The organism is Hathewaya histolytica (genome assembly GCF_901482605.1).
Lineage (GTDB): Bacteria > Bacillota > Clostridia > Clostridiales > Clostridiaceae > Hathewaya > Hathewaya histolytica.
In genome coordinates, this window is the sequence record NZ_LR590481.1 from 1 (window position 1) to 25265 (window position 25265).

17 protein-coding genes, 6 tRNA genes, 3 rRNA genes and 1 other annotated feature are annotated in these 25265 nt (G+C 33.4%); of the genes, 25 read left to right on the top strand and 1 reads right to left on the bottom strand.

Annotated elements, in window-relative coordinates; all coding sequences use genetic code 11:
* The 20 genes from dnaA to FGL08_RS00100 form a co-directional block, all read left to right on the top strand.
* Positions 1-1029: chromosomal replication initiator protein DnaA (dnaA, locus tag FGL08_RS00005; protein ID WP_138208880.1), on the top strand; the 1029-nt coding region annotated here is incomplete at its 5' end.
* A gap of 263 nt (positions 1030-1292) precedes the next feature.
* On the top strand, positions 1293-2396 hold the full coding sequence (gene dnaN, locus FGL08_RS00010; RefSeq protein WP_138208881.1) for a DNA polymerase III subunit beta: 1104 nt from the start codon (positions 1293-1295) through the stop codon (positions 2394-2396).
* A 35-nt stretch (positions 2397-2431) separates the two neighbouring features.
* Positions 2432-2650, top strand: coding sequence for a S4 domain-containing protein YaaA (yaaA, locus tag FGL08_RS00015; protein ID WP_138208882.1), 219 nt, complete (start codon positions 2432-2434; stop codon positions 2648-2650).
* A 54-nt stretch (positions 2651-2704) separates the two neighbouring features.
* Positions 2705-3790 (top strand): DNA replication/repair protein RecF, encoded by a 1086-nt coding sequence (gene recF, locus FGL08_RS00020; RefSeq protein WP_138208883.1) that lies wholly within the window; start codon positions 2705-2707, stop codon positions 3788-3790.
* 31 nt (positions 3791-3821) lie between these two features.
* Positions 3822-4085 (top strand): extracellular matrix regulator RemB, encoded by a 264-nt coding sequence (gene remB, locus FGL08_RS00025; protein ID WP_138208884.1) that lies wholly within the window; start codon positions 3822-3824, stop codon positions 4083-4085.
* A gap of 24 nt (positions 4086-4109) precedes the next feature.
* A complete protein-coding gene (gyrB, locus tag FGL08_RS00030) occupies positions 4110-6017 on the top strand; it encodes a DNA topoisomerase (ATP-hydrolyzing) subunit B (protein ID WP_138208885.1) in 1908 nt (635 codons plus the stop codon).
* A gap of 36 nt (positions 6018-6053) precedes the next feature.
* Entirely contained in the window at positions 6054-8507 is a 2454-nt protein-coding gene (gyrA, locus tag FGL08_RS00035) for a DNA gyrase subunit A (protein ID WP_138208886.1), read from the top strand.
* Between the two features lie 456 nt (positions 8508-8963).
* Positions 8964-10478 (top strand): 16S ribosomal RNA (locus tag FGL08_RS00040).
* 162 nt (positions 10479-10640) lie between these two features.
* Positions 10641-13547, top strand: a 23S ribosomal RNA gene (locus FGL08_RS00045).
* Between the two features lie 115 nt (positions 13548-13662).
* Positions 13663-13779: ribosomal RNA gene (rrf, locus tag FGL08_RS00050) — 5S ribosomal RNA — on the top strand.
* The 16S, 23S and 5S rRNA genes sit together here with 2 tRNA genes alongside, the layout of an rRNA operon.
* 7 nt (positions 13780-13786) lie before the next feature.
* Positions 13787-13863: transfer RNA gene (locus tag FGL08_RS00055), tRNA-Ile, on the top strand.
* 5 nt (positions 13864-13868) lie between these two features.
* Positions 13869-13944, top strand: a tRNA-Ala gene (locus tag FGL08_RS00060).
* A 131-nt stretch (positions 13945-14075) separates the two neighbouring features.
* Positions 14076-14594, top strand: a complete 519-nt coding sequence (locus FGL08_RS00065) for an HD domain-containing protein (RefSeq protein ID WP_138208887.1) — start codon at positions 14076-14078, stop codon at positions 14592-14594.
* 35 nt (positions 14595-14629) lie between these two features.
* Positions 14630-15151 carry a transcription repressor NadR gene (locus tag FGL08_RS00070; RefSeq protein WP_138208888.1) on the top strand — a complete coding sequence of 174 codons (522 nt, stop codon included), beginning with the start codon at positions 14630-14632 and terminating at the stop codon, positions 15149-15151.
* 187 nt (positions 15152-15338) lie between these two features.
* Positions 15339-16460: a hybrid sensor histidine kinase/response regulator gene (locus tag FGL08_RS00075; protein ID WP_171011929.1), complete on the top strand. Its 1122-nt coding sequence runs from the start codon at positions 15339-15341 to the stop codon at positions 16458-16460.
* A 76-nt stretch (positions 16461-16536) separates the two neighbouring features.
* A complete protein-coding gene (locus tag FGL08_RS00080; RefSeq protein ID WP_138208890.1) occupies positions 16537-17925 on the top strand; it encodes an NAD(P)/FAD-dependent oxidoreductase in 1389 nt (462 codons plus the stop codon).
* 11 nt (positions 17926-17936) lie between these two features.
* Entirely contained in the window at positions 17937-18269 is a 333-nt protein-coding gene (locus FGL08_RS00085) for a DUF1667 domain-containing protein (protein ID WP_243117909.1), read from the top strand.
* A 65-nt stretch (positions 18270-18334) separates the two neighbouring features.
* Positions 18335-18548 (top strand) — a binding site (T-box leader).
* 117 nt (positions 18549-18665) lie between these two features.
* A complete protein-coding gene (serS, locus tag FGL08_RS00090) occupies positions 18666-19949 on the top strand; it encodes a serine--tRNA ligase (protein ID WP_138208892.1) in 1284 nt (427 codons plus the stop codon).
* Positions 19950-20161: 212 nt separating this feature from the next.
* A tRNA-Ser gene (locus FGL08_RS00095) sits at positions 20162-20252 on the top strand.
* Between the two features lie 28 nt (positions 20253-20280).
* A tRNA-Ser gene (locus FGL08_RS00100) sits at positions 20281-20371 on the top strand.
* 150 nt (positions 20372-20521) lie between these two features.
* Here FGL08_RS00100 and FGL08_RS00105 read toward each other — a convergent pair.
* On the bottom strand, positions 20522-21349 hold the full coding sequence (locus tag FGL08_RS00105; protein ID WP_138208893.1) for a phosphatase PAP2 family protein: 828 nt from the start codon (positions 21347-21349) through the stop codon (positions 20522-20524).
* A 174-nt stretch (positions 21350-21523) separates the two neighbouring features.
* Here FGL08_RS00105 and FGL08_RS00110 point away from each other — a divergent pair.
* From FGL08_RS00110 to FGL08_RS00130, 5 genes are all read left to right on the top strand, one after another.
* Positions 21524-21614: transfer RNA gene (locus FGL08_RS00110), tRNA-Ser, on the top strand.
* 241 nt (positions 21615-21855) lie between these two features.
* A complete protein-coding gene (locus FGL08_RS00115) occupies positions 21856-22386 on the top strand; it encodes a GNAT family N-acetyltransferase (RefSeq protein WP_171011930.1) in 531 nt (176 codons plus the stop codon).
* Between the two features lie 58 nt (positions 22387-22444).
* A tRNA-Arg gene (locus FGL08_RS00120) sits at positions 22445-22521 on the top strand.
* Positions 22522-22749: 228 nt separating this feature from the next.
* A complete protein-coding gene (locus FGL08_RS00125; protein WP_138208895.1) occupies positions 22750-24213 on the top strand; it encodes an IS1182 family transposase in 1464 nt (487 codons plus the stop codon).
* Between the two features lie 501 nt (positions 24214-24714).
* Complete coding sequence (locus tag FGL08_RS00130) at positions 24715-25263, top strand: ABC transporter ATP-binding protein (protein ID WP_243117910.1); 549 nt, start codon at positions 24715-24717, stop codon at positions 25261-25263.
* Positions 25264-25265: the final 2 nt, after the last annotated feature.

Below are 25265 nucleotides of genomic sequence, written 5' to 3' on the forward strand. Positions count from 1 at the left end.
ATGTCATCTACTTTAAATCCAAAGTATACATTTAATTCTTTTGTAATTGGAAACAGTAATAGATTTGCCCACGCTGCCTCTCTTGCTGTTGCTGAAGCTCCAGCAAAGGCATATAATCCACTTTTTATATATGGTGGAGTTGGACTGGGAAAAACTCACTTAATGCACGCAATTGGTCATTACATACTACAAAATAATTCTAAAAGTAAAGTAGTTTATGTAACTTCAGAAAAATTTACAAATGAATTAATAAACTCTATAAAAGACGATAAAAATGAAGAATTCAGAAACAAATATAGAAATGTAGACGTTCTACTAATTGACGATATTCAATTTATCGCTGGTAAAGAGCGAACACAAGAAGAGTTTTTCCATACATTTAATGCACTACATGAAGCAAATAAACAAATAATTTTATCTAGTGATAGACCTCCAAAGGAAATTCCAACTTTGGAAGATAGACTTAGATCGAGATTTGAATGGGGCCTCATCACTGATATTCAAGCACCTGACTTTGAAACTAGGATAGCAATATTAAAGAAAAAAGCTGACGTAGATAATCTTAATATAGACAACGAAGTAATGGTTTACATTGCAAATAAAATAAAATCAAATATTAGAGAATTAGAAGGTGCCCTAATAAGAGTCGTCGCCTACTCTTCTTTAACTAATAAGCAAATAAATGTAGATCTTGCAGCCGAAGCATTAAAAGATATTATATCAAATAAACAATCAAAGCAAATTACTATAGATTTAATACAAGATATAGTATCTAGTTACTACAATTTAAAAATAGAAGATTTAAAATCTGCTAGAAGAACTAGAAATATAGCCTTTCCAAGACAAATAGCAATGTACCTTTGTAGAAAACTTACAGATATGAGCCTTCCTAAGATAGGTGAGGAGTTCGGTGGTAGAGATCACACCACTGTTATTCACGCATACGACAAAATCTCTGAGAACCTAAAAAAGGATGAAACCTTAGAAGATATAGTAAATGAACTTGCAAAAAAAATTAAACAAAATTAATATCAACATATGTTTATAATATATACATAAGATCTTGTGGATAATTTTTTTTAAATTTTTACTTGTGGATTATTGTGGATAAAAGTAAAATATTATTACTAAGTTATCCACAATAATTTTTATATGCATTTTTCTTTGATTTGAATAGGTTTGAGTACTTATCCACATATTCACAGCCCCTATTACTATTACTACTATAAAAATATATTATCTTATCTATCTATATAGAAAATTTAACCTGTTAATAAGGAGGATCTAAATATATGAAATTTACAATAGAAAAGTCTGTATTACAAGAAGCAATATCAAATGCTCAAAAAGCAATAACTGGTAAAACTACAATGCCAATATTACAAGGTATTTTCATAAAAGCTAAGGATAATGAACTAATAGTTATAGGTTCAGATATTGATTTAACTATTGAAACAAAAATTGATGCAGAAGTAGAGGAAGAAGGTGAAATAGTAGTAGATTCAAGACTTTTTGGTGAAATTATAAGAAAGCTTCCTAATGCACAAGTACATATAACATCTATGGAAAATGAAACTATAACTATACAATGCTTGAAATCTATAGCTACTTTAGTTCATATGAATCCAGCGGAATATCCAAATTTACCCCAAATAAATGAAAATATGATATTTACTATTCCTCAAGGTCTAATGAAAAATATGATAAAAGGAACTATTTTCGCTATAGCCCAAGATGAAACAAGACCAATTTTAACGGGAATTTTATTTGAAATTAAAAATAATAGTTTGAACTTAGTTGCTTTAGATGGCTATAGAGTAGCACTTAGAAAAGAAATTATAGAAAATAATGATACTATTAGTGCTGTTATACCAGGAAAAACCTTAAGTGAGGTTTCTAAAATATTAGACGAAAGTGATACTCAAACTCATATAACCTTCACCCCTAACCATATTCTATTTAATCTTGGAAAAACTAGAGTTATATCAAGATTACTTGAAGGAGAATTTATAAAATATGAATCTATAATTCCTAAAGAATATAATTTAAGAGTTACGGTTAAGAGAAATGAAATCTTAAACAGTATTGAAAGAGCATCTCTAATGGGGAAAGAAGGAAAAACCAATTTGGTAAAATTAGATATACAAGATGATACTATGGTTATAACTTCTAATTCTCAATTGGGAAAAGCTAGAGAAGAAGTTGCAATAACTTTGCAAGGAGAATCTTTGAAAATTGCATTTAACTCAAAATACTTAATTGATGTATTCAAAATTATGGATGAAGAAGAGGTTATTATGGAATTTTCAAGTAGCATAAGTCCTTGTGTTATAAAGAATAAAGAAACTGATAAAGGTTCATACTTGTTATTACCGGTTAGACTTATAAATAACTAGATAAATTTTAAATTAAGTAGGAAAGAGGATTCTTTATGAATGAGATTAAAATTAAATCTGAATTTATAAAACTTGATGCATTTATGAAATGGGCAGCAATTGTATCTACAGGTGCAGAAGCTAAAATGTATATTTTAGATGGGGATGTTTTAGTAAACGGAGAGATAGAACAAAAAAGAGGTAGAAAATTATACAGTGGAGACATTGTGACTTTTAACAATGAGAAATTTAAGGTTGTTCAAGGGATAGAGTAATATAAATTTATTGTTTAGATGATTTTATGATATAATAAAAATTAGGTGTTTTTTATGGATATAAGAGATATTCAATTAGTGAATTTTAGAAATTACAATAATCAATATATAAAACCTTGCAGAGGAATAAATGTTTTTGTAGGAGATAATGCACAAGGAAAGACTAATGTGGTAGAATCCATATATTATTGCAGTCTTGGTAAATCTCACAGAACTAATAAAGATAAAGATTTAATTATGTGGGGAAAAGAAGAGGCATATATTAGTATTTATATAAACAAAGAACGTTTAGATAAAAAAATTGAATTAAAAATATTCAAGCATGGTAAAAAAGGAGTAAATATAAACTCTGTTAAAATTACAAAGATATCAGACCTTATTGGAGTTTTAAATGCAGTTATATTTTCTCCAGAGGATCTTAAAATCGTAAAAGATTCTCCTTCCTTCAGAAGAAAGTTCCTAGATATAGAACTTTGCAAGCTCAGCAAAAAGTATTTTTTTCATCTTTCTCAATACAAAAAGGCTTTAAACGAAAGAAATGCAGCTATGAAAAAGATAAAGGATATGGAAGTTTTAAATGTATTTGATTTACAACTTAGTAAGTTCGGTGCTGAAATAATAAGAGAAAGAGTAAAATATATAGAAAAATTAAATAATAAGGGCGGAATTATTCATAAGGATATAACCTCTGAAAAGGAGAACCTAGAAATTAAATATTTAACTGCAGTTAAAGATTTTGAGAATATAGAAAAAGACCTGTATTCCTTATTGCTAAAGAATAGGGGGAAGGATATAGAATATAAAACTACGTCTGTAGGTCCGCATAGGGATGATTTTTCTATAGAAATAAATGGCATAGATACAAGGGTTTATGGATCTCAAGGTCAACAAAGGACTTCAGTATTAACCATAAAATTTGCTTCTTTGGAGATAATAAAAGAGATTACAGGGGAGTATCCTATATTGCTACTTGACGATGTTTTGTCTGAACTTGATATAAATAGGCAAAGATATATACTAGGATCACTTAAAAATATACAAACTTTTATAACATGCACAGGCATAAATGAAATAGAAAAATATACAACTAAGGATAACTGTAAGATATTTAAGGTCTCAGAGGGAATTGTTACTGAATAGGTTTAAACAGGGATTTTAGAGGAGGAAGTTTATGTTTTTACATTTAGGAGAAAATGTAGTGGTTCCAATAAAAGATATAATAGGAATATTTGATATGGAGACTACCATGTATAGTCAAGATACAATTCAATTTTTAAGAATGGCAGAAGAGGATGGATTTGTTGAAAGAATAACAGAAGATAAACCAAAGTCTTTTGTAGTGGCGGAAGTTAATAAAAAAAGCAAGATTTTTTTATCACCAATTTCATCAAATACCCTATGTAAAAGAACAGAAAACTTTTATCACGTTCTTTAGTTTTTACTTAGTTAGGAGGAAACCATGGATAATAATCAAATTTATGATGAAAGTCAGATACAGGTATTGGAAGGTCTTGAAGCTGTAAGAAAAAGACCAGGTATGTATATAGGTAGTACCAGTTTAAGAGGTTTGCACCATTTAGTTTATGAAATAGTTGATAATAGTATAGACGAAGCTCTAGCAGGTTACTGTAATAATATAGAAATCAAAATAGATAAAAATGATACAGTTACCGTAAAAGATGATGGAAGAGGAATACCAGTAGGTATGCATCCTAAAATAAAGAAACCGACTCTAGAGGTTATCATGACCGTACTTCATGCTGGAGGTAAGTTTGGAGGAAATGGTTATAAGGTTTCTGGAGGATTACACGGGGTAGGTGCATCTGTAGTTAATGCACTTTCTAAAAAATGTATGGTAGAAGTAAAAAGAGATGGTAACCTATATAGACAAATCTATGAGTATGGAAAAGTTATGACTGATGTAGAGATTGTAGGTGCATCAGAAGGTCAAGGTACAACTACTTACTTTGAACCAGATCCGGACATTTTTGACGAGGTAAACTTTGACTATGAAATATTAAGCAAAAGATTAAGAGAAATTGCCTTTTTAAATAAAGGTATTAGAATAATATTAAACTTTGAAAAGGAAGATAAATTAACTGAATTTCACTATGAAGGTGGAATAAAGTCTTTTGTAGAGTACCTAAATAGAAATAAACAAGTTCTGCACAAAGACCCTATATATATCGAAGGTGAAAAGGGAGATAGTGTGGTAGAGCTTGCTCTCCAATACAATGACTCCTATAGTGAAAACATATTTTCTTTTGCAAACAATATAGATACAATAGAGGGTGGATCACATTTATCAGGATTTAAAACTGCTCTTACACGTGTCTTAAATGATTATGCAAAGAAATTTGGCTTTTTAAAAGAGAGTGATAAAAACTTATCCGGAGAAGATATAAGAGAAGGATTAACGGCTGTAGTTTCAGTAAAACTTACTAATCCTCAGTTTGAAGGTCAAACAAAAACTAAATTAGGAAATAGTGAGATGCGTGGTATTGTGGATAGTATACTAAGTGAGGCTTTATGGGCTAGTTTAGAAGAAAATCCGCAAATAGCAAAAATTGTAGTTGACAAGGCTTTAAGTGCAGCAAGAGCAAGAGAAGCTGCAAGAAAGGCAAGAGAACTTACAAGGCGTAAATCTATACTTGAAAGTACATCATTACCAGGGAAACTTTCAGATTGTTCATCTAAAAACCCTGACGAGTGTGAAATATATCTAGTAGAGGGAGACTCTGCGGGTGGTTCTGCAAAACAGGGCAGAAACAGAGAATTTCAAGCTATATTACCACTTAAGGGTAAAATAATGAATGTTGAAAAACAAAGACTTGATAAAATGTTAAACTCTGATGAAATAAGGTCTTTAATTACAGCTATTGGTGCTGGTATAGGAAAAGACTTTGATATATCCAAAATAAGATATAGCAGAATAATAATTATGACTGATGCCGATGTTGACGGAGCTCATATTAGAACATTATTGCTTACATTCTTCTATAGATACATGAAAGATATAGTGGAAGCAGGTCATATTTATATAGCACAGCCACCACTATATAAAATTAAAAAAGGAAAGAAAGAGTATTATTCTTACAATGACAAAGAGCTAGAAACTATGTTGCTAGAGCTTGGTGGTAAAGATAGGAATACAGAAATTCAAAGATACAAGGGTCTTGGAGAAATGGACGCAGAACAATTGTGGGATACAACTATGAATCCAGAAGAAAGAATACTTCTTCAAGTTACTGTAGAAGATGCTATGGCTGCAGATGAAATATTCACAGTTTTAATGGGTGACAAGGTAGAACCACGTAGGGAATTTATACAGGAAAATGCTAAACAAGTTGTAAACTTAGATATTTAGGATATAAAGTGAGTAAAGTTAAAAGAGGTGTAGTTAATGAATAATACCGGAAAGGTTTCTCATATAGATATTGGACGTGAAATGAAGAGATCTTACATAGATTATGCAATGAGCGTAATTGTAAGTCGTGCTCTTCCAGATGTTAGAGATGGTTTAAAGCCAGTTCATAGAAGAATTCTTTTTTCTATGCATGAGCTTGGACTAACACCAGAAAAAGGATATAGAAAATGTGCAAGAATAGTCGGGGATGTTCTAGGTAAGTATCATCCACACGGAGATTCTTCTGTTTACGATGCTTTAGTTAGATTAGCACAGGATTTCTCAATCAGATATACATTAGTAGATGGACATGGAAACTTTGGTTCTGTAGATGGTGACTCAGCAGCTGCCATGAGATATACAGAAGCGAAGATGGATAAAATCGCAAGTCAAATGTTGAGAGAAATAAACAAAGATACTGTAGACTTTATGCCTAACTTTGATGGTGAAGAGATGGAACCTGTTGTGCTTCCATCAAGATTTCCTAATCTTTTAGTAAATGGTTCATCTGGTATAGCAGTTGGTATGGCAACCAATATTCCTCCACATAACTTAAATGAGGTTATAGACGGAATAACAATGCTTATAGATAATCCAGAGGCTACTGTAAAGGATTTGATGGAGAAGATAAAAGGGCCAGACTTTCCAACAGCAGGTGTAATATTAGGTAAATCTGCTATAAAAAGTGCCTATGAAACAGGTAGAGGAAAGATAAAGGTTAGAGCTAAAACTAATATAGAAGAACATAAGGGAAGACAAAGAATTATAGTAACTGAGCTTCCATATCAAGTTAATAAAGCAAGACTTATCGAATCTATAGCAGATCTTGTAAAGAATAAGAAGATAGAAGGTATCTCAGACCTTAGAGATGAATCAGATAGAGAAGGTATGAGAATAGTTATAGAACTTAAGAAGGATGCTAACTCAAATATTGTTTTAAATAGACTGTTTAAGCATACAAAGATGCAAGATACTTTTGGTGCTATTATGTTAGCACTTGTTGATGGGGAACCTAAAGTATTAAATTTAAAACAAATTTTAGAGCAATATATAAAGTTCCAAGAGGAAGTTATAAGAAGAAGAACAATTTTTGATTTAAATAAAGCAAAAGAAAGAGCTCATATCTTGGAGGGCTTAAAAATAGCCCTAGATCACATTGATGAAGTTATAGCTTTAATTAGAGGATCTAAGAATGGTGCTGAAGCAAAGGTTGGACTAATGGAGAAGTTTAATCTTTCAGAAAGACAGGCACAAGCTATCTTAGATATGAAATTACAAAGACTTACAGGATTAGAAAGAGAAAAGATAGAAGAAGAATATAATTCTCTTATGAAACTTATAGAAGAACTAGAAGCTATATTAAACGATGAACAGTTAGTTCTAAATATAATAAAAGATGAACTCTCTGAAGTAAGGGCAAAATATGGTGATGAAAGAAGAACCGAAATAGATGCATTTGGTGATATTGATGCAGATATTAACATTGAGGACCTTATAGAAGAGGAAGATGTAGTAATTACATTAACACATAATGGCTATATTAAAAGAATATCAGCAGATACATATAGCGCACAAAAAAGAGGCGGTAAAGGTATTCAAGCCATGACAACTAAAGAGGATGACTTTGTAGAGAATGTATTTATAACATCTACACATCATAATATATTATTCTTCACAAATAAGGGAAGAGCTTATACATTAAAAGTATATGAAATACCTGAAGCAGGAAGAACAGCTAAGGGAACTAACATAGTAAATATAATACCGTTAGACCAAAATGAAAGAATTCAAGCCGCTATAGCAATTAGAGAATTTAAAGAAGATAATTTCTTAGTAATGGGAACTAAGAATGGTATTATAAAGAAAACTGTTCTTACAGCATTCTCATCTATAAGAAAAAATGGAGTAAATGCTATAAAATTAAAAGAAGATGATGAACTCCTAGGGGTTAGGATGACCAATGGAAATAGTGAAATACTATATATAACAAGAAATGGTTATTCTATAAGGTTTAATGAAAATGATGTAAGACCTATGGGTAGAACAGCAACTGGAGTAAAAGCAATTACCTTAAGAGAAGGTGATATAGCTGTAGGAATGGAGGTTGCAACTGAACAAGAAGAATTACTTGTAGTTTCAGAAAATGGTTTTGGTAAAAGGACCTCTGTCTCAGAATACCCAATAAGACATAGAGGTGGGAAGGGTGTTATAACCTATAAAGTTAGTAAAAAGACTGGAAAGTTAGTTGGAGCTAGAATAGTTGAAGATAATGATGAGATAATGCTAATAAATGATAGTAATGTAGCTATAAGACTAAATGTATCAGGAGTATCATCTACAGGTAGAAATACCATGGGAGTTAGATTAATGAGGACACATGAAAATGAAGCTATAGTTGCTATGGCTAAAATAATTTGTGAATCAGAAGATGATTGTCCTATAGAAGATTAATAAAAAAGATGTAAAAGAAAAATTTCTTTTACATCTTTTTTTATGCTTATAAATATAAAAAAGTTATATAAGAAGTAGTAATTATATTTAAACAAAGTAAAACTATACCTGGTGTATCAATATATAAAATGCGCATAAAAATAAGAGTAATACAGAGATATATGAATATAATTTGATTTAAATAGGTATATTATGATTATAATGAGTTTTAACAGTGATATAATAAAAAACGTTCCACAGAGGAACAGGAAACACGGTCAATACAACAAAATAAAAAAGTGTTGACAAGATAAAAAACATCTGATAAGATGTAATAGTCGCTTGAAGAGAGTGACAAAAACGAAAGAAATTGGTCTTTGAAAATTAAACAGAGTAAGATAAAAAAACTCGCATTCTTTTGAGAAAAAGAAAAAACAATTCAAGTCAGTAAAATGCTTGAGCAAGAAGGAAAACTTTTAAATTGAGAGTTTGATCCTGGCTCAGGACGAACGCTGGCGGCGTGCTTAACACATGCAAGTCGAGCGATGAAGTTCCCTTCGGGGAACGGATTAGCGGCGGACGGGTGAGTAACACGTGGGTAACCTGCCTCAAAGAGGGGGATAGCCTCCCGAAAGGGAGATTAATACCGCATAATATCTTTTTAATGCATGTTAGAAAGATTAAAGGAGCAATCCGCTTTGAGATGGACCCGCGGCGCATTAGCTAGTTGGTGAGGTAACGGCTCACCAAGGCGACGATGCGTAGCCGACCTGAGAGGGTGATCGGCCACATTGGGACTGAGACACGGCCCAGACTCCTACGGGAGGCAGCAGTGGGGAATATTGCGCAATGGGGGAAACCCTGACGCAGCAACGCCGCGTGAGTGATGAAGGTCTTCGGATCGTAAAGCTCTGTCTTCAGGGACGATAATGACGGTACCTGAGGAGGAAGCCACGGCTAACTACGTGCCAGCAGCCGCGGTAATACGTAGGTGGCAAGCGTTGTCCGGATTTATTGGGCGTAAAGCATGCGTAGGCGGATATTTAAGTGGGATGTGAAATCCCGGGGCTTAACCCCGGTGCTGCATTTCAAACTGGATATCTAGAGTGCAGGAGAGGAAAGCGGAATTCCTAGTGTAGCGGTGAAATGCGTAGATATTAGGAAGAACACCAGTGGCGAAGGCGGCTTTCTGGACTGTAACTGACGCTGAGGCATGAAAGCGTGGGTAGCAAACAGGATTAGATACCCTGGTAGTCCACGCCGTAAACGATGGGTACTAGGTGTCGGGGTTTCAATACTCCGGTGCCGCAGTTAACACATTAAGTACCCCGCCTGGGGAGTACGATCGCAAGATTAAAACTCAAAGGAATTGACGGGGGCCCGCACAAGTAGCGGAGCATGTGGTTTAATTCGAAGCAACGCGAAGAACCTTACCTGGGCTTGACATCCCGAGAATCCTGTGGAAACATAGGAGTGCCCTTCGGGGAACTCGGTGACAGGTGGTGCATGGTTGTCGTCAGCTCGTGTCGTGAGATGTTGGGTTAAGTCCCGCAACGAGCGCAACCCTTGTTGTTAGTTGCTACCATTAAGTTGAGCACTCTAGCAAGACTGCCTGGGTAACCAGGAGGAAGGTGGGGATGACGTCAAATCATCATGCCCCTTATGTCCAGGGCTACACACGTGCTACAATGGTTGGTACAGAGAGAAGCAAGACCGTGAGGTGGAGCCAATCTCACAAAGCCAATCTCAGTTCGGATTGTAGGCTGCAACTCGCCTACATGAAGCTGGAGTTACTAGTAATCGCGAATCAGAATGTCGCGGTGAATGCGTTCCCGGGCCTTGTACACACCGCCCGTCACACCATGAGAGTTGGTAACACCCGAAGTCCGTGAGGTAACCGTAAGGAGCCAGCGGCCGAAGGTGGGATCGATGATTGGGGTGAAGTCGTAACAAGGTAGCCGTAGGAGAACCTGCGGCTGGATCACCTCCTTTCTAAGGAGAAATCGAGAAGGCTATCGCCTTTTCGTAGCGAGCACTTACTCTGTTTAATTTTGAAGGACTAAAGTTCTTCAATTTTGTTCTTTGAAAATTGCACAATGAATAAATAAACTATAATTAACTGATTAATATAAATTAATTTAGTTACTCATGATAGGTCAAGTTAGAAAGGGCGCATGGCGAATGCCTTGGCACCAGGAGCCGAAGAAGGACGTGATAAGCTGCGATAAGCTGTGGGTAGCCGCACATAGGCTGTGATCCACAGATTTCCGAATGAGGAAACTCATATACCTAACGGTATATATCCTGAACTGAATACATAGGTTCAGGAGGGTAGACCCGGGGAACTGAAACATCTAAGTACCCGGAGGAAGAGAAAGAAAAATCGATTTTCTAAGTAGCGGCGAGCGAAAGGGAAAGAGCCCAAACCAGAAACTTGTTTCTGGGGTTGCGGACAGATCATAAACGTAGAGGCTATTGTAGTTGAAGTAAGCTGGAAAGCTTCACCATAGAAGGTAATAGTCCTGTAAACAAAACAAGAAGACTACAGATCTGATCCAGAGTACCACGAGACACGTGAAACCTTGTGGGAAGCAGGGAGGACCACCTCCCAAGGCTAAATACTACCTGGTGACCGATAGTGAAGAAGTACCGTGAGGGAAAGGTGAAAAGAACCCCGGGAGGGGAGTGAAATAGAACCTGAAACCGTGTGCCTACAATCGGTCGGAGCACTTTATATGTGTGACGGCGTACTTTTTGTAGAACGGGCCAACGAGTTACGATATGTAGCGAGGTTAAGCACTGAAGGTGTGGAGCCGAAGGGAAACCAAGTCTGAATAGGGCGAATTAGTTGCATGTCGTAGACCCGAAACCGAGTGATCTATCCATGGCCAGGATGAAGCGAAAGTAAAATTTCGTGGAGGTCCGAACCACGTTGGTGTTGAAAAACCATGGGATGAGCTGTGGATAGCGGAGAAATTCCAATCGAACTCGGAGATAGCTGGTTCTCCTCGAAATAGCTTTAGGGCTAGCGTCAGGTAATTAAGTAATGGAGGTAGAGCACTGAATGAGCTAGGGGGCTTCACCGCTTACCGAACTCTATCAAACTCCGAATGCCGTATACTTGTATCCTGGCAGTCAGACTGCGAATGATAAGATCCGTAGTCAAAAGGGAAAGAGCCCAGACCATCAGCTAAGGTCCCAAAGTGTAAGTTAAGTGGTAAAGGATGTGGGATTTCTAAGACAACTAGGATGTTGGCTTAGAAGCAGCCATTCATTTAAAGAGTGCGTAATAGCTCACTAGTCAAGAGATCCTGCGCCGAAAATGTCCGGGGCTAAAACTTACCACCGAAGCTATGGATGTACTATGTACATGGTAGAGGAGCTTTCTGCATTGGTTGAAGTCGTACCGAAAGGAGCGGTGGACGATGCAGAAGTGAGAATGTTGGCATGAGTAGCGAGAAATAGGTGAGAATCCTATTGGCCGAATATCTAAGGTTTCCTGAGGAAGGCTCGTCCTCTCAGGGTTAGTCGGGACCTAAGCCCAGGCCGAAAGGCGTAGGCGATGGACAATCGGTTGATATTCCGATACCGCCAAACTTCGTTTGACAAATGGGGTGACGCAGAAGGATAGGATATGCACACTGTTGGAGTGTGTGTTCAAGCACTTAGGCAGGCTAAGCAGGCAAATCCGTTTAGTCAATGCTGAGGTGTTACGAGGAGCGATTTTTTTCGCGAAGTATCTGATTCCACGCTGCCAAGAAAAGCCTCTATGGAGAAGTTTGGCGCCCGTACCGCAAACCGACACAGGTAGATGAGGAGAGAATCCTAAGGCCGGCGGAAGAATTGTTGTTAAGGAACTCGGCAAATTGACCCCGTAACTTCGGGAGAAGGGGTGCCTAGCGAAAGCTAGGCCGCAGTGAATAGGCCCAGGCAACTGTTTAACAAAAACACAGGTCTCTGCTAAAGCGTAAGCTGATGTATAGGGGCTGACGCCTGCCCGGTGCTGGAAGGTTAAGGGGATCTGTAAGCGTAAGCGAAGCAGTGAACTTAAGCCCCAGTAAACGGCGGCCGTAACTATAACGGTCCTAAGGTAGCGAAATTCCTTGTCGGGTAAGTTCCGACCCGCACGAATGGCGTAATGATCTGGGCACTGTCTCAACAACAAATCCGGTGAAATTGTAGTGCAAGTGAAGATGCTTGCTACCCGCAGTTGGACGGAAAGACCCCGTAGAGCTTTACTGTAGCTTAGCATTGAATTTCGGTATTGTCTGTACAGGATAGGTGGGAGACTTGGAAATACCTTCGTCAGGGGGTATGGAGTCATCCTTGGGATACCACCCTGACAGTACTGGAATTCTAACGAAAGGCCATGAATCTGGTCGTCGGACATTGTTAGGTGGGCAGTTTGACTGGGGCGGTCGCCTCCGAAAGTGTAACGGAGGCGCCCAAAGGTTCCCTCAGCGCGGTCGGAAATCGCGCGTAGAGTGCAAAGGCAGAAGGGAGCCTGACTGCGACACATACAAGTGGAGCAGGGACGAAAGTCGGGCTTAGTGATCCGGTGGTACCTCGTGGGAGGGCCATCGCTTAACGGATAAAAGCTACCTCGGGGATAACAGGCTGATCTCCCCCAAGAGTCCACATCGACGGGGAGGTTTGGCACCTCGATGTCGGCTCGTCGCATCCTGGAGCTGAAGTCGGTTCCAAGGGTTGGGCTGTTCGCCCATTAAAGCGGCACGCGAGCTGGGTTCAGAACGTCGTGAGACAGTTCGGTCCCTATCCGCTGCGGGCGCAGGAAATTTGAGAGGAGCTGTCCTTAGTACGAGAGGACCGGGATGGACTGACCTCTGGTGCACCAGTTGTCACGCCAGTGGCACAGCTGGGTAGCTATGTCGGGAAGGGATAAACACTGAAAGCATCTAAGTGTGAAGCCCACCTCAAGATTAGATTTCCCATGACGAAAGTCAGTAAGACTCCTTGAAGAACACAAGGTTGATAGGTGAGAGGTGCAAGCATGGTAACATGTGTAGCTGACTCATACTAATAAGTCGAGGACTTGACCAATATAGTTTTCATTGTGCAATTTTGAGAGAACAGTTCTTATAAAGAACAATTCTTTTATCAAAAAAATAGTTGACAAATTATTATATTTAAAATATAATAATTTATGTCGAATAAATCCGGTGGTAATGGCGTAAAGGTAACACTCCTTCCCATACCGAACAGGTAAGTTAAGCTTTACAGCGCTGATGGTACTGCAGGGGAAGCCCTGTGGGAGAGTAAGACACTGCCGGGTAATATACGGATCATTAGCTCAGTTGGTTAGAGCAACCGGCTCATAACCGGTAGGTCTGGGGTTCGAGTCCCTGATGATCCACCATATTTGGGGGTATAGCTCAGCTGGGAGAGCACCTGCCTTGCACGCAGGGGGTCAAGGGTTCGAATCCCTTTATCTCCACCAAAGAACACTCTTTAAAAGAGTGTTCTTTTTTTATATAATATTATTAATATATTGATATTTTAAAATAGGAATAGCATAAATAAGAAGTATTCTTGGAATAATAAAAGCTTGATAAGTAAGGCGGATGAAAAATGTTAAGTAGAATTAAACAATTTTTCTTAGGAAACTTTTATACTATAAAACCATTTACAAAGCATGATAAAATGTTTATTTTTAAATATTTGACTAAAGATGAAATTTATATATTCAATACTATGAAAAAATATGACAGGGCACATTGCCTTAGGGTTTCTAAGGATTTAATTAAGTTAATAATCACAGATAAATCTTTAGGAGAACAAGAAATTTTAAATATAATGAAGGCAAGCTTATTACATGATGTAGGTAAAAGAGAAGGTAATTTTTATATAATAGATAGAGTACTTATGGTTTTAATTTCTGAGAGGTTTAAAAATAAAAAATATATATCTAAATATAAAAAATTAGATATATATATGAACCATGCTGAAATAGGTTATAAAATTTTAAAGCAAAGCAAACTGTTTTCAGATAAGGTATTATATATGGTTAAAAATCATCATAATAATAAACCTTGTGATGATTTTCAATATATTATAAGCTTATTTCAGCAGTGTGACGATAGAAATTAAATTAGTACTACTATTTTTTAAAGGAGGAGAGGGTTATTAATTCTAAGGAGAGAAGAGGACTAATAAAGGAATTTTTGATAAGTAGTAATACTCCTTTAAAGGGTGCAGAAATTGCTAAAAATTTAAAGGTAACAAGACAGGTTATAGTAAAAGATGTTGCACTTTTAAGAGCAGAAGGTTTTAATATTATTGCAACACCTGAAGGATACATATTAGATAATAATTTAGATAGTAATTTAAAGAAGATTATAGCTGTATCTCATAAAAGGGAAGATATAGAGAATGAATTATATTTAATAATTAAGTTTGGTGGTATAATTAATGACGTAATTATAGAACATCCATTATATGGGGAAATAAGAGCAATGCTTAAGATTTCTAATTTAGCAGATTTAGAGAATTTTATGAGAAAACTAGATAGGTATAGAGCAGAGCCTTTATCCAAACTTACTAATGGAATACATCTTCATACTATAGAAGCTAAAGATAAGGATACAATGGATTGTATATTAAGAGAGTTAGAGAAATCAGGATATCTTATTGTGGAAGATAATTAATTGTAGTTAGCTGTTAGGTGTAAAAAATAAAAAAACAGAAAATATAATAATAACTTGGAAAATAAGTTTTAAAATTGTAGATTTGAGCATACATATAATATAAAAATATGTATGCTTTTTCTTTTTCTATGAGTAAGGCAGAAAAAGAGCTGAAATTTATACTTAACGTGATAGGATGGTGTGGTTTATGAAAAATTCAACATTCAAAAAAGAAACTTGTAGTAATACAAATTTAGATGTTAATAGTTGTACTTTAAGGGTAGTACATGACATAAATAATATATTAATGCCAGCTTTAAATGCAATAGAACTTATAAAAGATAAAATATATAAGTTCGATGCCAATATATCTAGTGAATTAAATATAATTGAATTATGTATAAAAGATACAGTAAGTATTTTAAACAATAGTAAAAAGTCTGTAAAAGAAATATATAATAAAAATGATATAGTTAATATAAAAAAAATAATAGAAGATTCTATTTTAATTACTAAAAGTAAATATTCACAAAATATACTAGTAGAAAAGCAATTAGAGAAAGATTTAAATGTTTTAGGAAATAGTACGGAACTTAGAGAAGTATTTGTTAATATAATAAACAATGCTGTAGATTCCATGAGTGGAAAAGAAGTCGTTATAAAGGTAAATTCTTATAGGGAACAAGATTATATAGTAGTTAAAGTAGAGGATTGTGGGTTAGGTATAGGCAGTGATAATATAGATAAGATTTTCACTCCTTTCTTTACAACTAAAAAATCAAAGGGCACTGGTATAGGACTTAGTATATGTAAAGATATAATAGATAAACATAGAGGAGAGATTTTTGTAGAGTCAGAGAAATATATAGGTACTAGTTTTATAATTAAGCTACCTGCGGTAGAAAAAGAGCTTATAACTAATGAAAATATAGAGAATAATTATATAAGAGATAAAGGATTAAAAATACTAGTTATTGATGATAATATTAACATTAGATTTATAGTTGCATCCCTTGCTAAAAAGGTATTTAATGCAGAGGTTAAAGAGTGTACACCAGAAAGTGCTGAAGAGGAAATTGAAAAAAATAACTATTCTATATTAATAAGTGACTTCTTAATGCCTATAAATGGTGTGGAATTATGTAATAAAATAAAAAGTAGATTCAAAGATATATATTTTTGTATAATGACTGGCTGTGTGGAATTAATTAATGACAAGGACAAAGATAATGTAGATTATATACTAAAAAAACCTATAGATATAAAACAGTTAGAGGAAATGAAAAATGAATATATTAAAATAAATAGATTAGATATTAAAGAAATGTAAATATAGAGGAATTTGTATGCAAAAATGATATAATAGAAAAGTACGATTAGAGTTTTTTAACTTATGGAGGTAGGGTATGGACTATGATGTACTTGTTCTAGGTGGAGGTTTAATTGGATGTGCTATTGCATATGAAATATCAAAATACAATTTAAATATAGCGCTTATAGAAAAAGATTATGATATAGCAGATGATGTAGCTTTAGTTAATACCTCTATAGTATTTGATGGCTTAGAATGCGAAGATAGTTTTACATCTAAATTGGAAGCCATGGGAAACGGGTTAATGGATGAGGTTACAGAAAAATTTAATGTACCTTTTAAAAGGTTACCATCATTAATATTATCAAAAGATGAAAGTTATATAGATAATTTATATGATAGAGCTTTAAAAAAAGGAATAAAAAATATAGATATTATAGATGAAATTAATATAAAGGAAATAGAACCTAGTATTCCTTTAGAGTGTAAAAAAGCAATATACAACAAAAATACAGGAGTAATATGTCCTTATGATTTGGCTCTAGCTTATGGAGAAATTGCTTTTGATAACAATGTTAATTTTAAATTAGAAGAAGAAGTTTTAGATATAAAGAAAGAGTCTAAAGGATTTAAAGTTACAACTAATAAAAATAGGTTTAGTTGCAAGATAGTTATAAATACAACCCCAAATAGAAGTCTTAGTATAGATAAAGAAGAAACTGTCCATAAAGATACAAGCAATGGTAAAATGAAGTATTTTACTATAAACAAGGATATTGATATTAGTAAGTCTAATATGATTTTTAATGTAGATGAGGGAAAAGAAGTCATACTAACAGTACCTACATTAACAGGTGAACATATTGGTGCAGTTGTTACTAATGAAGATATTGATAATTCTATAGTATTGGATAAAGTAGATCCATTAGTACCTAGTGTAGATCTAAATTTTATATCAACTTTTTATGAAAATGAACATTATGATGAACCTTTTGTAATAGATGATAGGTCTATAGATATTGGATATATAAAAATTATAAGTAAACACTATGCATTAGTTACTATGGCACCTGCCATATCTAAGATTGTTTGTGAGACAATAGTTAGTCATATAAATTGTACTAAAAGGAAAGAATTCATAGATAAAAGAAGAGATTATTATAAGTTTAGGGATTTAAGCAATAAAGAGAGAACTGATATAATTAAATTAGATGCAAGATATGGAAATATGGTTTGTTCTTGTGATAAAATTACAGAAGGTGAAATTATAGATGCTATAAGAAGACCATTAGGAGCTAGAACACTTGAAGGAGTTAAAAGAAGGACTGGAGCAGCACTTGGAAGGTGTCAAGGCTCTCAGTGTTTAAATAAGATTCTATTGATTCTTGCACGAGAAACAAATAAATCTTTAACAGAAATAGTTAAAGACTCTAAAAATTCTAGAATTCTTTTAAATAGAGTAAAAGAATTTGATACTATGTAGGAGTGATGAGCTTGAGAGATATTAGCTTAGATAATATTATTCCAAAAGAATTTTTAAAAAGTATAGAAGAAGAAAAAAGTAGTATAAATCAAGAAAAAGATTACAATATGGATGTTTTCACTACAGTAATTAGGGTTAAGGGATCTAAGGATTTTAACGTAGTATCTGTAAAAAGTACAAAACCCGTTCATAAAGATTTATGGATAGAATTTTCTAAGGCATTAAGTAGGTTGAGAGTAGGTCCACCTCTTAAAATAGGAGATGTTGTCTGCCAAAATATATTAAATACAGGAATAGATATTGTGTGTACAAGAAACTTAGAAAGGGATGAAAATAAGTTTTAAGTACATAATATAGATAATATATTGACTTTAGAGATTTAAAGTTGTAGAATAATTCATAATAAGAATATAAACTGTTGAAGAGGCTAGTAACTATAATTGAGGTTTAAGAGAGTCAGTGTTTGGTGCAAACTGATACCTAGGTTTTAGTGAATCCACCTTTGAGGGACTGTGAAGAGCAGTACGGTAATTAACCGTTAAGTTATTTAAGAGGATTAAATTTATGAATGTAAATTAAATTTAATCAACTAGGGTGGCAACGCGGAGTTTTTCGTCCCTTTTTAGGGGGATGAGGGGCTCTTTTTTGTTTTCTAAAATAAAATTCTATAAGTGAAATTTTCTTATTAAACTTATTTGATATTTAATAAACTATAAAAATTTAAAATGGAGGAAGATAAAATGTTAGATCTTAAAAGGATAAGAAACAATACAGATGAAATTAAAAAGCTTATGCAAAATAGAGGAGAATCTTTTGATGTATCACAAATAGATGAAGTGTTAGAATTAGATCAAAAGAGAAGAGATATATTAGTTAAAGTTGAAGAAATGAAAAATGAAAGAAATAAAAAATCTTCTGAAGTTCCTAAACTAAAAAAAGAAGGAAAAGATGCTACAGTACTTTTAAATGAAATGAAAGAACTTGCAGAGAAGATAAAGGCTTTTGATGTAGATTTAAATGAAATAGATAATAAGATAGAATATTTACTTCTTAGAATACCTAATGTACCAAATCCAGAGGTTCCAGAAGGAGAAACAGATGAAGATAATGTAGAAATTAAAAGGTGGGGAGACCCTAAAAACTTTAGTTTCGAAACAAAAGCTCACTGGGATTTAGGAACAAGTCTTAATATATTAGATTTTGAGAGAGCCGGAAAGGTTACTGGTTCAAGATTTACATTCTATAAGGGATTAGGAGCAAAGCTTGAAAGAGCTGTTATTAGCTATTTCTTAGATACTCATACAGAGAAAAATGGATATACAGAGATATTGCCACCTTATATGGTAAATAGGTTAAGTATGACAGGAACAGGGCAATTACCTAAATTTGAAGAGGATGCATTTAAGATAGCGCAAGATGACTATTTTTTAATTCCTACAGCAGAGGTTCCAGTTACAAATATGCATAGAGATGAAATGTTACAAGGAAGCGAACTTCCAATAAAATATGCAGCTTATAGTGCATGTTTTAGATCTGAGGCAGGTTCTGCAGGTAGAGATACTAGAGGGCTTATAAGACAACATCAATTTAATAAAGTTGAACTTGTTAAATTTGTAAAACCAGAAGAATCTTATAATGAACTTAAAAAGCTTGTAGGTGATGCAGAATCAGTATTACAAGGCTTAGGACTTCCATATAGAATAGTTAGAATATGCAAAGGTGATTTAGGTTTTACAGCAGCATTTAAATATGATATAGAAGTTTGGATGCCAAGCTATAATAGGTATGTTGAAATTTCAAGCTGTAGTAACTTTGAAGATTATCAAGCGAGACGTGCTAATATTAGATATAAAGAAGATGGAAAATCTAAACCTCAATTTGTTCATACACTAAATGGCTCAGGATTAGCTATAGGTAGAACTGTTGCTGCTATACTTGAAAATTATCAAAAAGAAGATGGAAAAGTTGAAATTCCAGAAGCTTTAAGATTATATATGGGTGGAAGAGAAGTAATAGAAAAGTAGTGGAGTAGGTATAAAATTAGAGGTTATATTATTATATTTAAGATAATATGACCTCTAGAGTTTTACTAAATAAGTGAAAATAATAATTTTATTTTAGATAAAACCTTTATAATATACAGAAATATAAAGTAAATTAGAAAAAAGTTAATAAAATAGTTGACATATTATAATGACATTGATATAATAAATCATGTCGTAACAATATTATATGTGGAGAGATGGTCGAGCTGGCTTAAGGCACCGGTCTTGAAAACCGGCGTGCGTGGAAGCGCACCGTGGGTTCAAATCCCACTCTCTCCGCCAAAAAGTTAATATATATTAACTTCAGTTTGGAGAAATACTCAAGAGGCTGAAGAGGCGCCCCTGCTAAGGGCGTAGGTCGGGTAACCGGCGCGCGGGTTCAAATCCCGCTTTCTCCGCCATGGACATCTAAGAATTTAGATGTCTTTTTTATTTTTTTGAAACTCTATAAATATAAATGTTTAATTTTGAAAGAGATAATTTGCTTTTTTATTTAAAATAAAAAGAAACATGAGTAAATTACATACCATGTTTCTTTTTAGTAATACAATCTATGTACTTATCTTTTTAAATAATAGAGGAGCAAATATTGTAACCCATACTCCTAAGAAGAAGTATCTTATAAAAGCTCCTATATTTCCAATAGGTAATATCTTTTTAAATAAACTTTTTATAAACACCGCTACAATAATTCCAATTAAATATTTTATTACTTGTATTTTTAACTTTTGTTTTGGTTCAAAGTTAATATAATTATTTTCAATATAATATCCTAATATAAAACTAGTAGTAATACCTGCTGCTTTAAAATAGTCAGAAGAACGTAAAAAGAAAGCTCCAATAACTATAGGAATTAAAAGTATAAATAAAAGATAGTTCTGTCCATTTTCAATGCGATTCATTAGTTTATTAGCTATAAAGACCCAAATAAAACCTAAAATAGCCCCACCTAAGACATCCATTAGAGTATGTACACCTAAATATAATCTAGATATCATAACAAGAAGAGTTAAAGTGGGAAATAAAATATACCCCCAGGACTTTTTAAGATAAATCATAATAGATGTGAAAAAGGTAGTAGCACCTTGAGAATGTCCACTAGGAAATGAATATCCTGTAGCAGTTTTGATTCTTAAAGTACGAATCCCTTCTTTGTGAAAAGGCCTTTCTATTTTAAAAGTTTCTTTTACAATTCCATTTAATACTATACTAGATAAATATGCAAAACTTAATCTATAACCAAATTTCTTATCTATGCACCAATAAACAAGAGTAATTGCCACAATAATAAAAGCATCTTCTCCAAACATAGTTATAGCCTGAAAGAAAAAATCTAAAAATGAATTAGAAAAAGATTGTATAAATTTTATAGCTTCCATAAAATCCTCCTATATTTAGTATAAAAACTCCTCAATAATTATATCACGTATTCTCTATAAATTTATCTTACATTTTGTAATATAAATTTAATTATAGATAAAAAGTTATAAAAAAGATATTGACATATTTAAGTGATGTTGTTATAATCGTACTTGTGTTTAAGAAAAATATATGGAGAGATGGTCGAGCTGGCTTAAGGCACCGGTCTTGAAAACCGGCGTGCGTGGAAGCGCACCGTGGGTTCAAATCCCACTCTCTCCGCCAATTTTATTTAAATAGAGAATTAAAGGATAGCTAAATATTAGCTATCCTTTTTTATTTATATTGTTTTATTTCAATGTAAAGGGGAAATAATAATAGTCGACATTGAAAAATTATTTCAAAAGGAATAATATAATTTTATACAATAAATATATAGTAAATATAATCATATATAGAAGATATATTTACTATAATTAATGGTTTGATATTCTTTTAAATTTTGCAGAAAAGAAGTGATGTAACGGTGTTAAAAGGAAATAGGGTGTTTTTAAGATCTGTAGAGAGACGAGATCTAAATTTCTATTATGAAATGTGGTCTGATGATGAGGTAAGAAAGTTTGATAGTGGCTTTACAATTATTCCGAGCAATGATTTTATTATAGAAAACTTTGATAAAATCATGAATTTGAAGAAAAAACATTTAACTATAGTAAATGAGAAAGGCGTTGTAGTAGGATATATAACATATGAAGCTTTACAAGACTGTAAAAATGTATTTGAGATTGGAATAACCATAAGAAAGGATTTTAGAGGAAGAGGGTACGGAAAAGATTCAATACAAACTTTAACTAAATTCTTATTCTTAAATGTAGCAGCAAAAAGAGTTGAACTACAAATGGTATGTGACAATGAAAAAGCATTAAACTGTTATAAAACATGTGGTTTTATACAAGAAGGTGTACTTAGAGAAAAGTTTTTTTCAGAAGGAAAATATAAGGATTTAATAGTAATGGCAATGATTGAAGAAGATTTTAATAAGCATTATAAGATGTAAAATATACTTATTAGCTTGATTTATTAGTATAATTATGATAAAATTATAAGTACAATTTGCGTCGGTAGCTCAGTTGGATAGAGTAGCTGGCTACGAACCAGTTGGTCGGGAGTTCGAATCTTCTCCGACGCACCATGAACCGTTAAAACTACTAAGTTTTAGCGGTTTTTTATTTTGTTCAAATGCACATTTCACCCCCTTTTTTGCCCCTTACAGAGTTCTAATATATAAAAAGAGGGCTATGTTGGAGGGTACTGAAAAAGTACCCTCCTAATCTTAATAGACATAACACTACAGTTTGTGTAGATGTTATGTCTATTTTTTAGTATAATTTTTATATTACTAATTTAAGCAGGTGATTTTATGTTAATGCATCAAAAGATGATATTAAGCGAATATGGTGATATATATGATAGGATTATCCCTAAAGATAATATGTTGAGAAGGATTAAAGAAATGGTAGATTTCTCATTCATCTACGATGAATTAGTTTCTACATATTGCAATAATAACGGTCGCGGAGCGATTGACCCAATAAGAATGTTTAAATATCTTTTACTAAAAACTATTTTCAATATTTCTGATGTAGATGTTGTTGAACGCTCTAAATATGATATGTCTTTTAAATATTTCTTAGATATGGCTCCGGAGGAGGATGTAATTAATCCAAGTTCTTTAACTAAATTTAGAAAGCTACGCTTAAAGGACACTAATCTAATGGACATGCTAATTTCTAAAACCGTAGAAATAGCATTGGAAAAGGAAATTATAAAATCAAAATCAATTATTGTTGATTCAACTCATACCAAAGCTAGATACAATCAAAAAACACCTAGGGAAGTTTTAATTGAACAATCTAAAAAACTTCGAAAGTCAGTTTATAACATTGATGAGTCAATGAAAGCAAGGTTTCCTAATAAAGTTAACAACGGTCTTCTTGAGGATGAAATAGAGTATTGTCAAAAACTTATATCAGTTATTGAAAAAGAAGAGGTCATTTCAAGTTATCCAGCTGTAAAAGAAAAATTAAATTTATTAAAAGAAACAATCGAAGATGATTTAGAGGTTTTGTCATTCTCTAAAGATGCTGACGCAAAAGTTGGACACAAAACTGCTGATACATCTTTCTTTGGGTATAAAACTCATATTGCAATGACTGAGGAACGTATTATTACTGCTGCTGTAGTTACTTCGGGAGAAAAACACGATGGAAAACAACTAAAATCACTTATTGAAAAGAGCGAAGCCTCTGGCTTAAACATAGAAAATATTATTGGAGATGCAGCTTATTCAGAAAAAGAAAATATAGAATATGTAAATGAAAGTGAAAAAAATCTAATTGCAAAGCTTAGTAAATCAGTATCTCATGGTAACAAAAGACAAACTAAAACGAAGTTTGAATATAATAAAGATGCAGATATGTATGCGTGTGAAGCTGGCCATATGAGTACTAAGAAAACTAGTACTAGACCTAAAAAACATGCCAAAGATGGACTAGGTACAGTAATTTCTTATTTTTTTGATGTTAAAAAGTGTCAGTGTTGCCCTTTAAAACAAGGGTGCTATAAAGAAGGTGCTAAAACTAAATCATACTCAGTTTCAATCAAAACGAATACGCATCAAAAACATATTGAATTTCAAGAAACTGATTTTTTTAAAGAAAAATCAAAAGAGAGATATAAAATTGAAGCTAAAAATAGTGAAATGAAACATAGACATGGGTATGATGTTGCGTCAGCCGCAGGTCTTGTTGGCATGCAAATGCAAGGTGCATTGACCATTTTTGCTGTAAACTTGAAGAGAATATTGACTCTAAGCAATCAGTAAATATACCCGATTAGGGTTTAATAATACAAAAAGACTCAAGCTCATACCACAAAATGGTATAAACTTGAGTCTTTTAAATTATGTAAAAAGTAAACCCCCGAAAAACTATAAGTTTTTCAGTGGTCTCGCTATGTTGCCTCACATTTCTATATAAATCATCTAATTTTATAATACCTTCATGTTTACAAATATCCAATGTACAACTCTAGTAATATAAATTTTATAACTCTTTTTCAAATATAATATCCATAAAACAAGCAGTTCCCGATTATATAATAATATTTTACATATTTCACATATTGCAATATTTTAGCAGGCTATTTTGTACAAATATTTATTCTAATTTAAAATCATGGAAGGAAATTAAGTATAATGCTAGAATTGGTATATTAGTAATAATTATGAACTTAATCCTGATTATACACATAGTTAGGGTTTGTTTAAGGATTTAAAGATCGTCAGTCTGCTATCTATCATAAAACATAAGCAAGAGGTGATATTATGAAAAAAAATGAAACTGTATTACTAGCAAAGGAAATAGAGAAGGTGTATGACAGTGGAAAGAATAAGGTACATGCTCTAAGAAATATTACTTTAAAGTTATGCAAGGGGGAGATGCTAGCAATTATGGGTTCTAGTGGATCGGGGAAAAGTACACTGTTAAACATCCTTGGGGCATTAGATTCACCAACAGGTGGAAAAATTTTTATTGATGGGGAAGAGATTAAAGACTACCATATAGAGCCCTATGCTACAAAGTATAGAAGTGAGAGTATAGGGTTTATATTTCAAAGTTATAATTTGCTTAAAGACTTAACTATAGAAGAAAATTTAGCATTGCCCTTAATACTAAAAGGATGTTCCCCAAAAGAGATAAAGGATAAAGTGGAAAATCTAATAAAGTTGATTAGGCTGGAAGGGGGGGAAAATCACAGACCAGTAGAACTTTCAGGAGGACAACAGCAAAGAGTAGCAATAGCAAGAGCATTAATTACTAATCCATCTGTACTATTAGCAGATGAACCTACTGGAAATCTTGGGTATTATTAAAG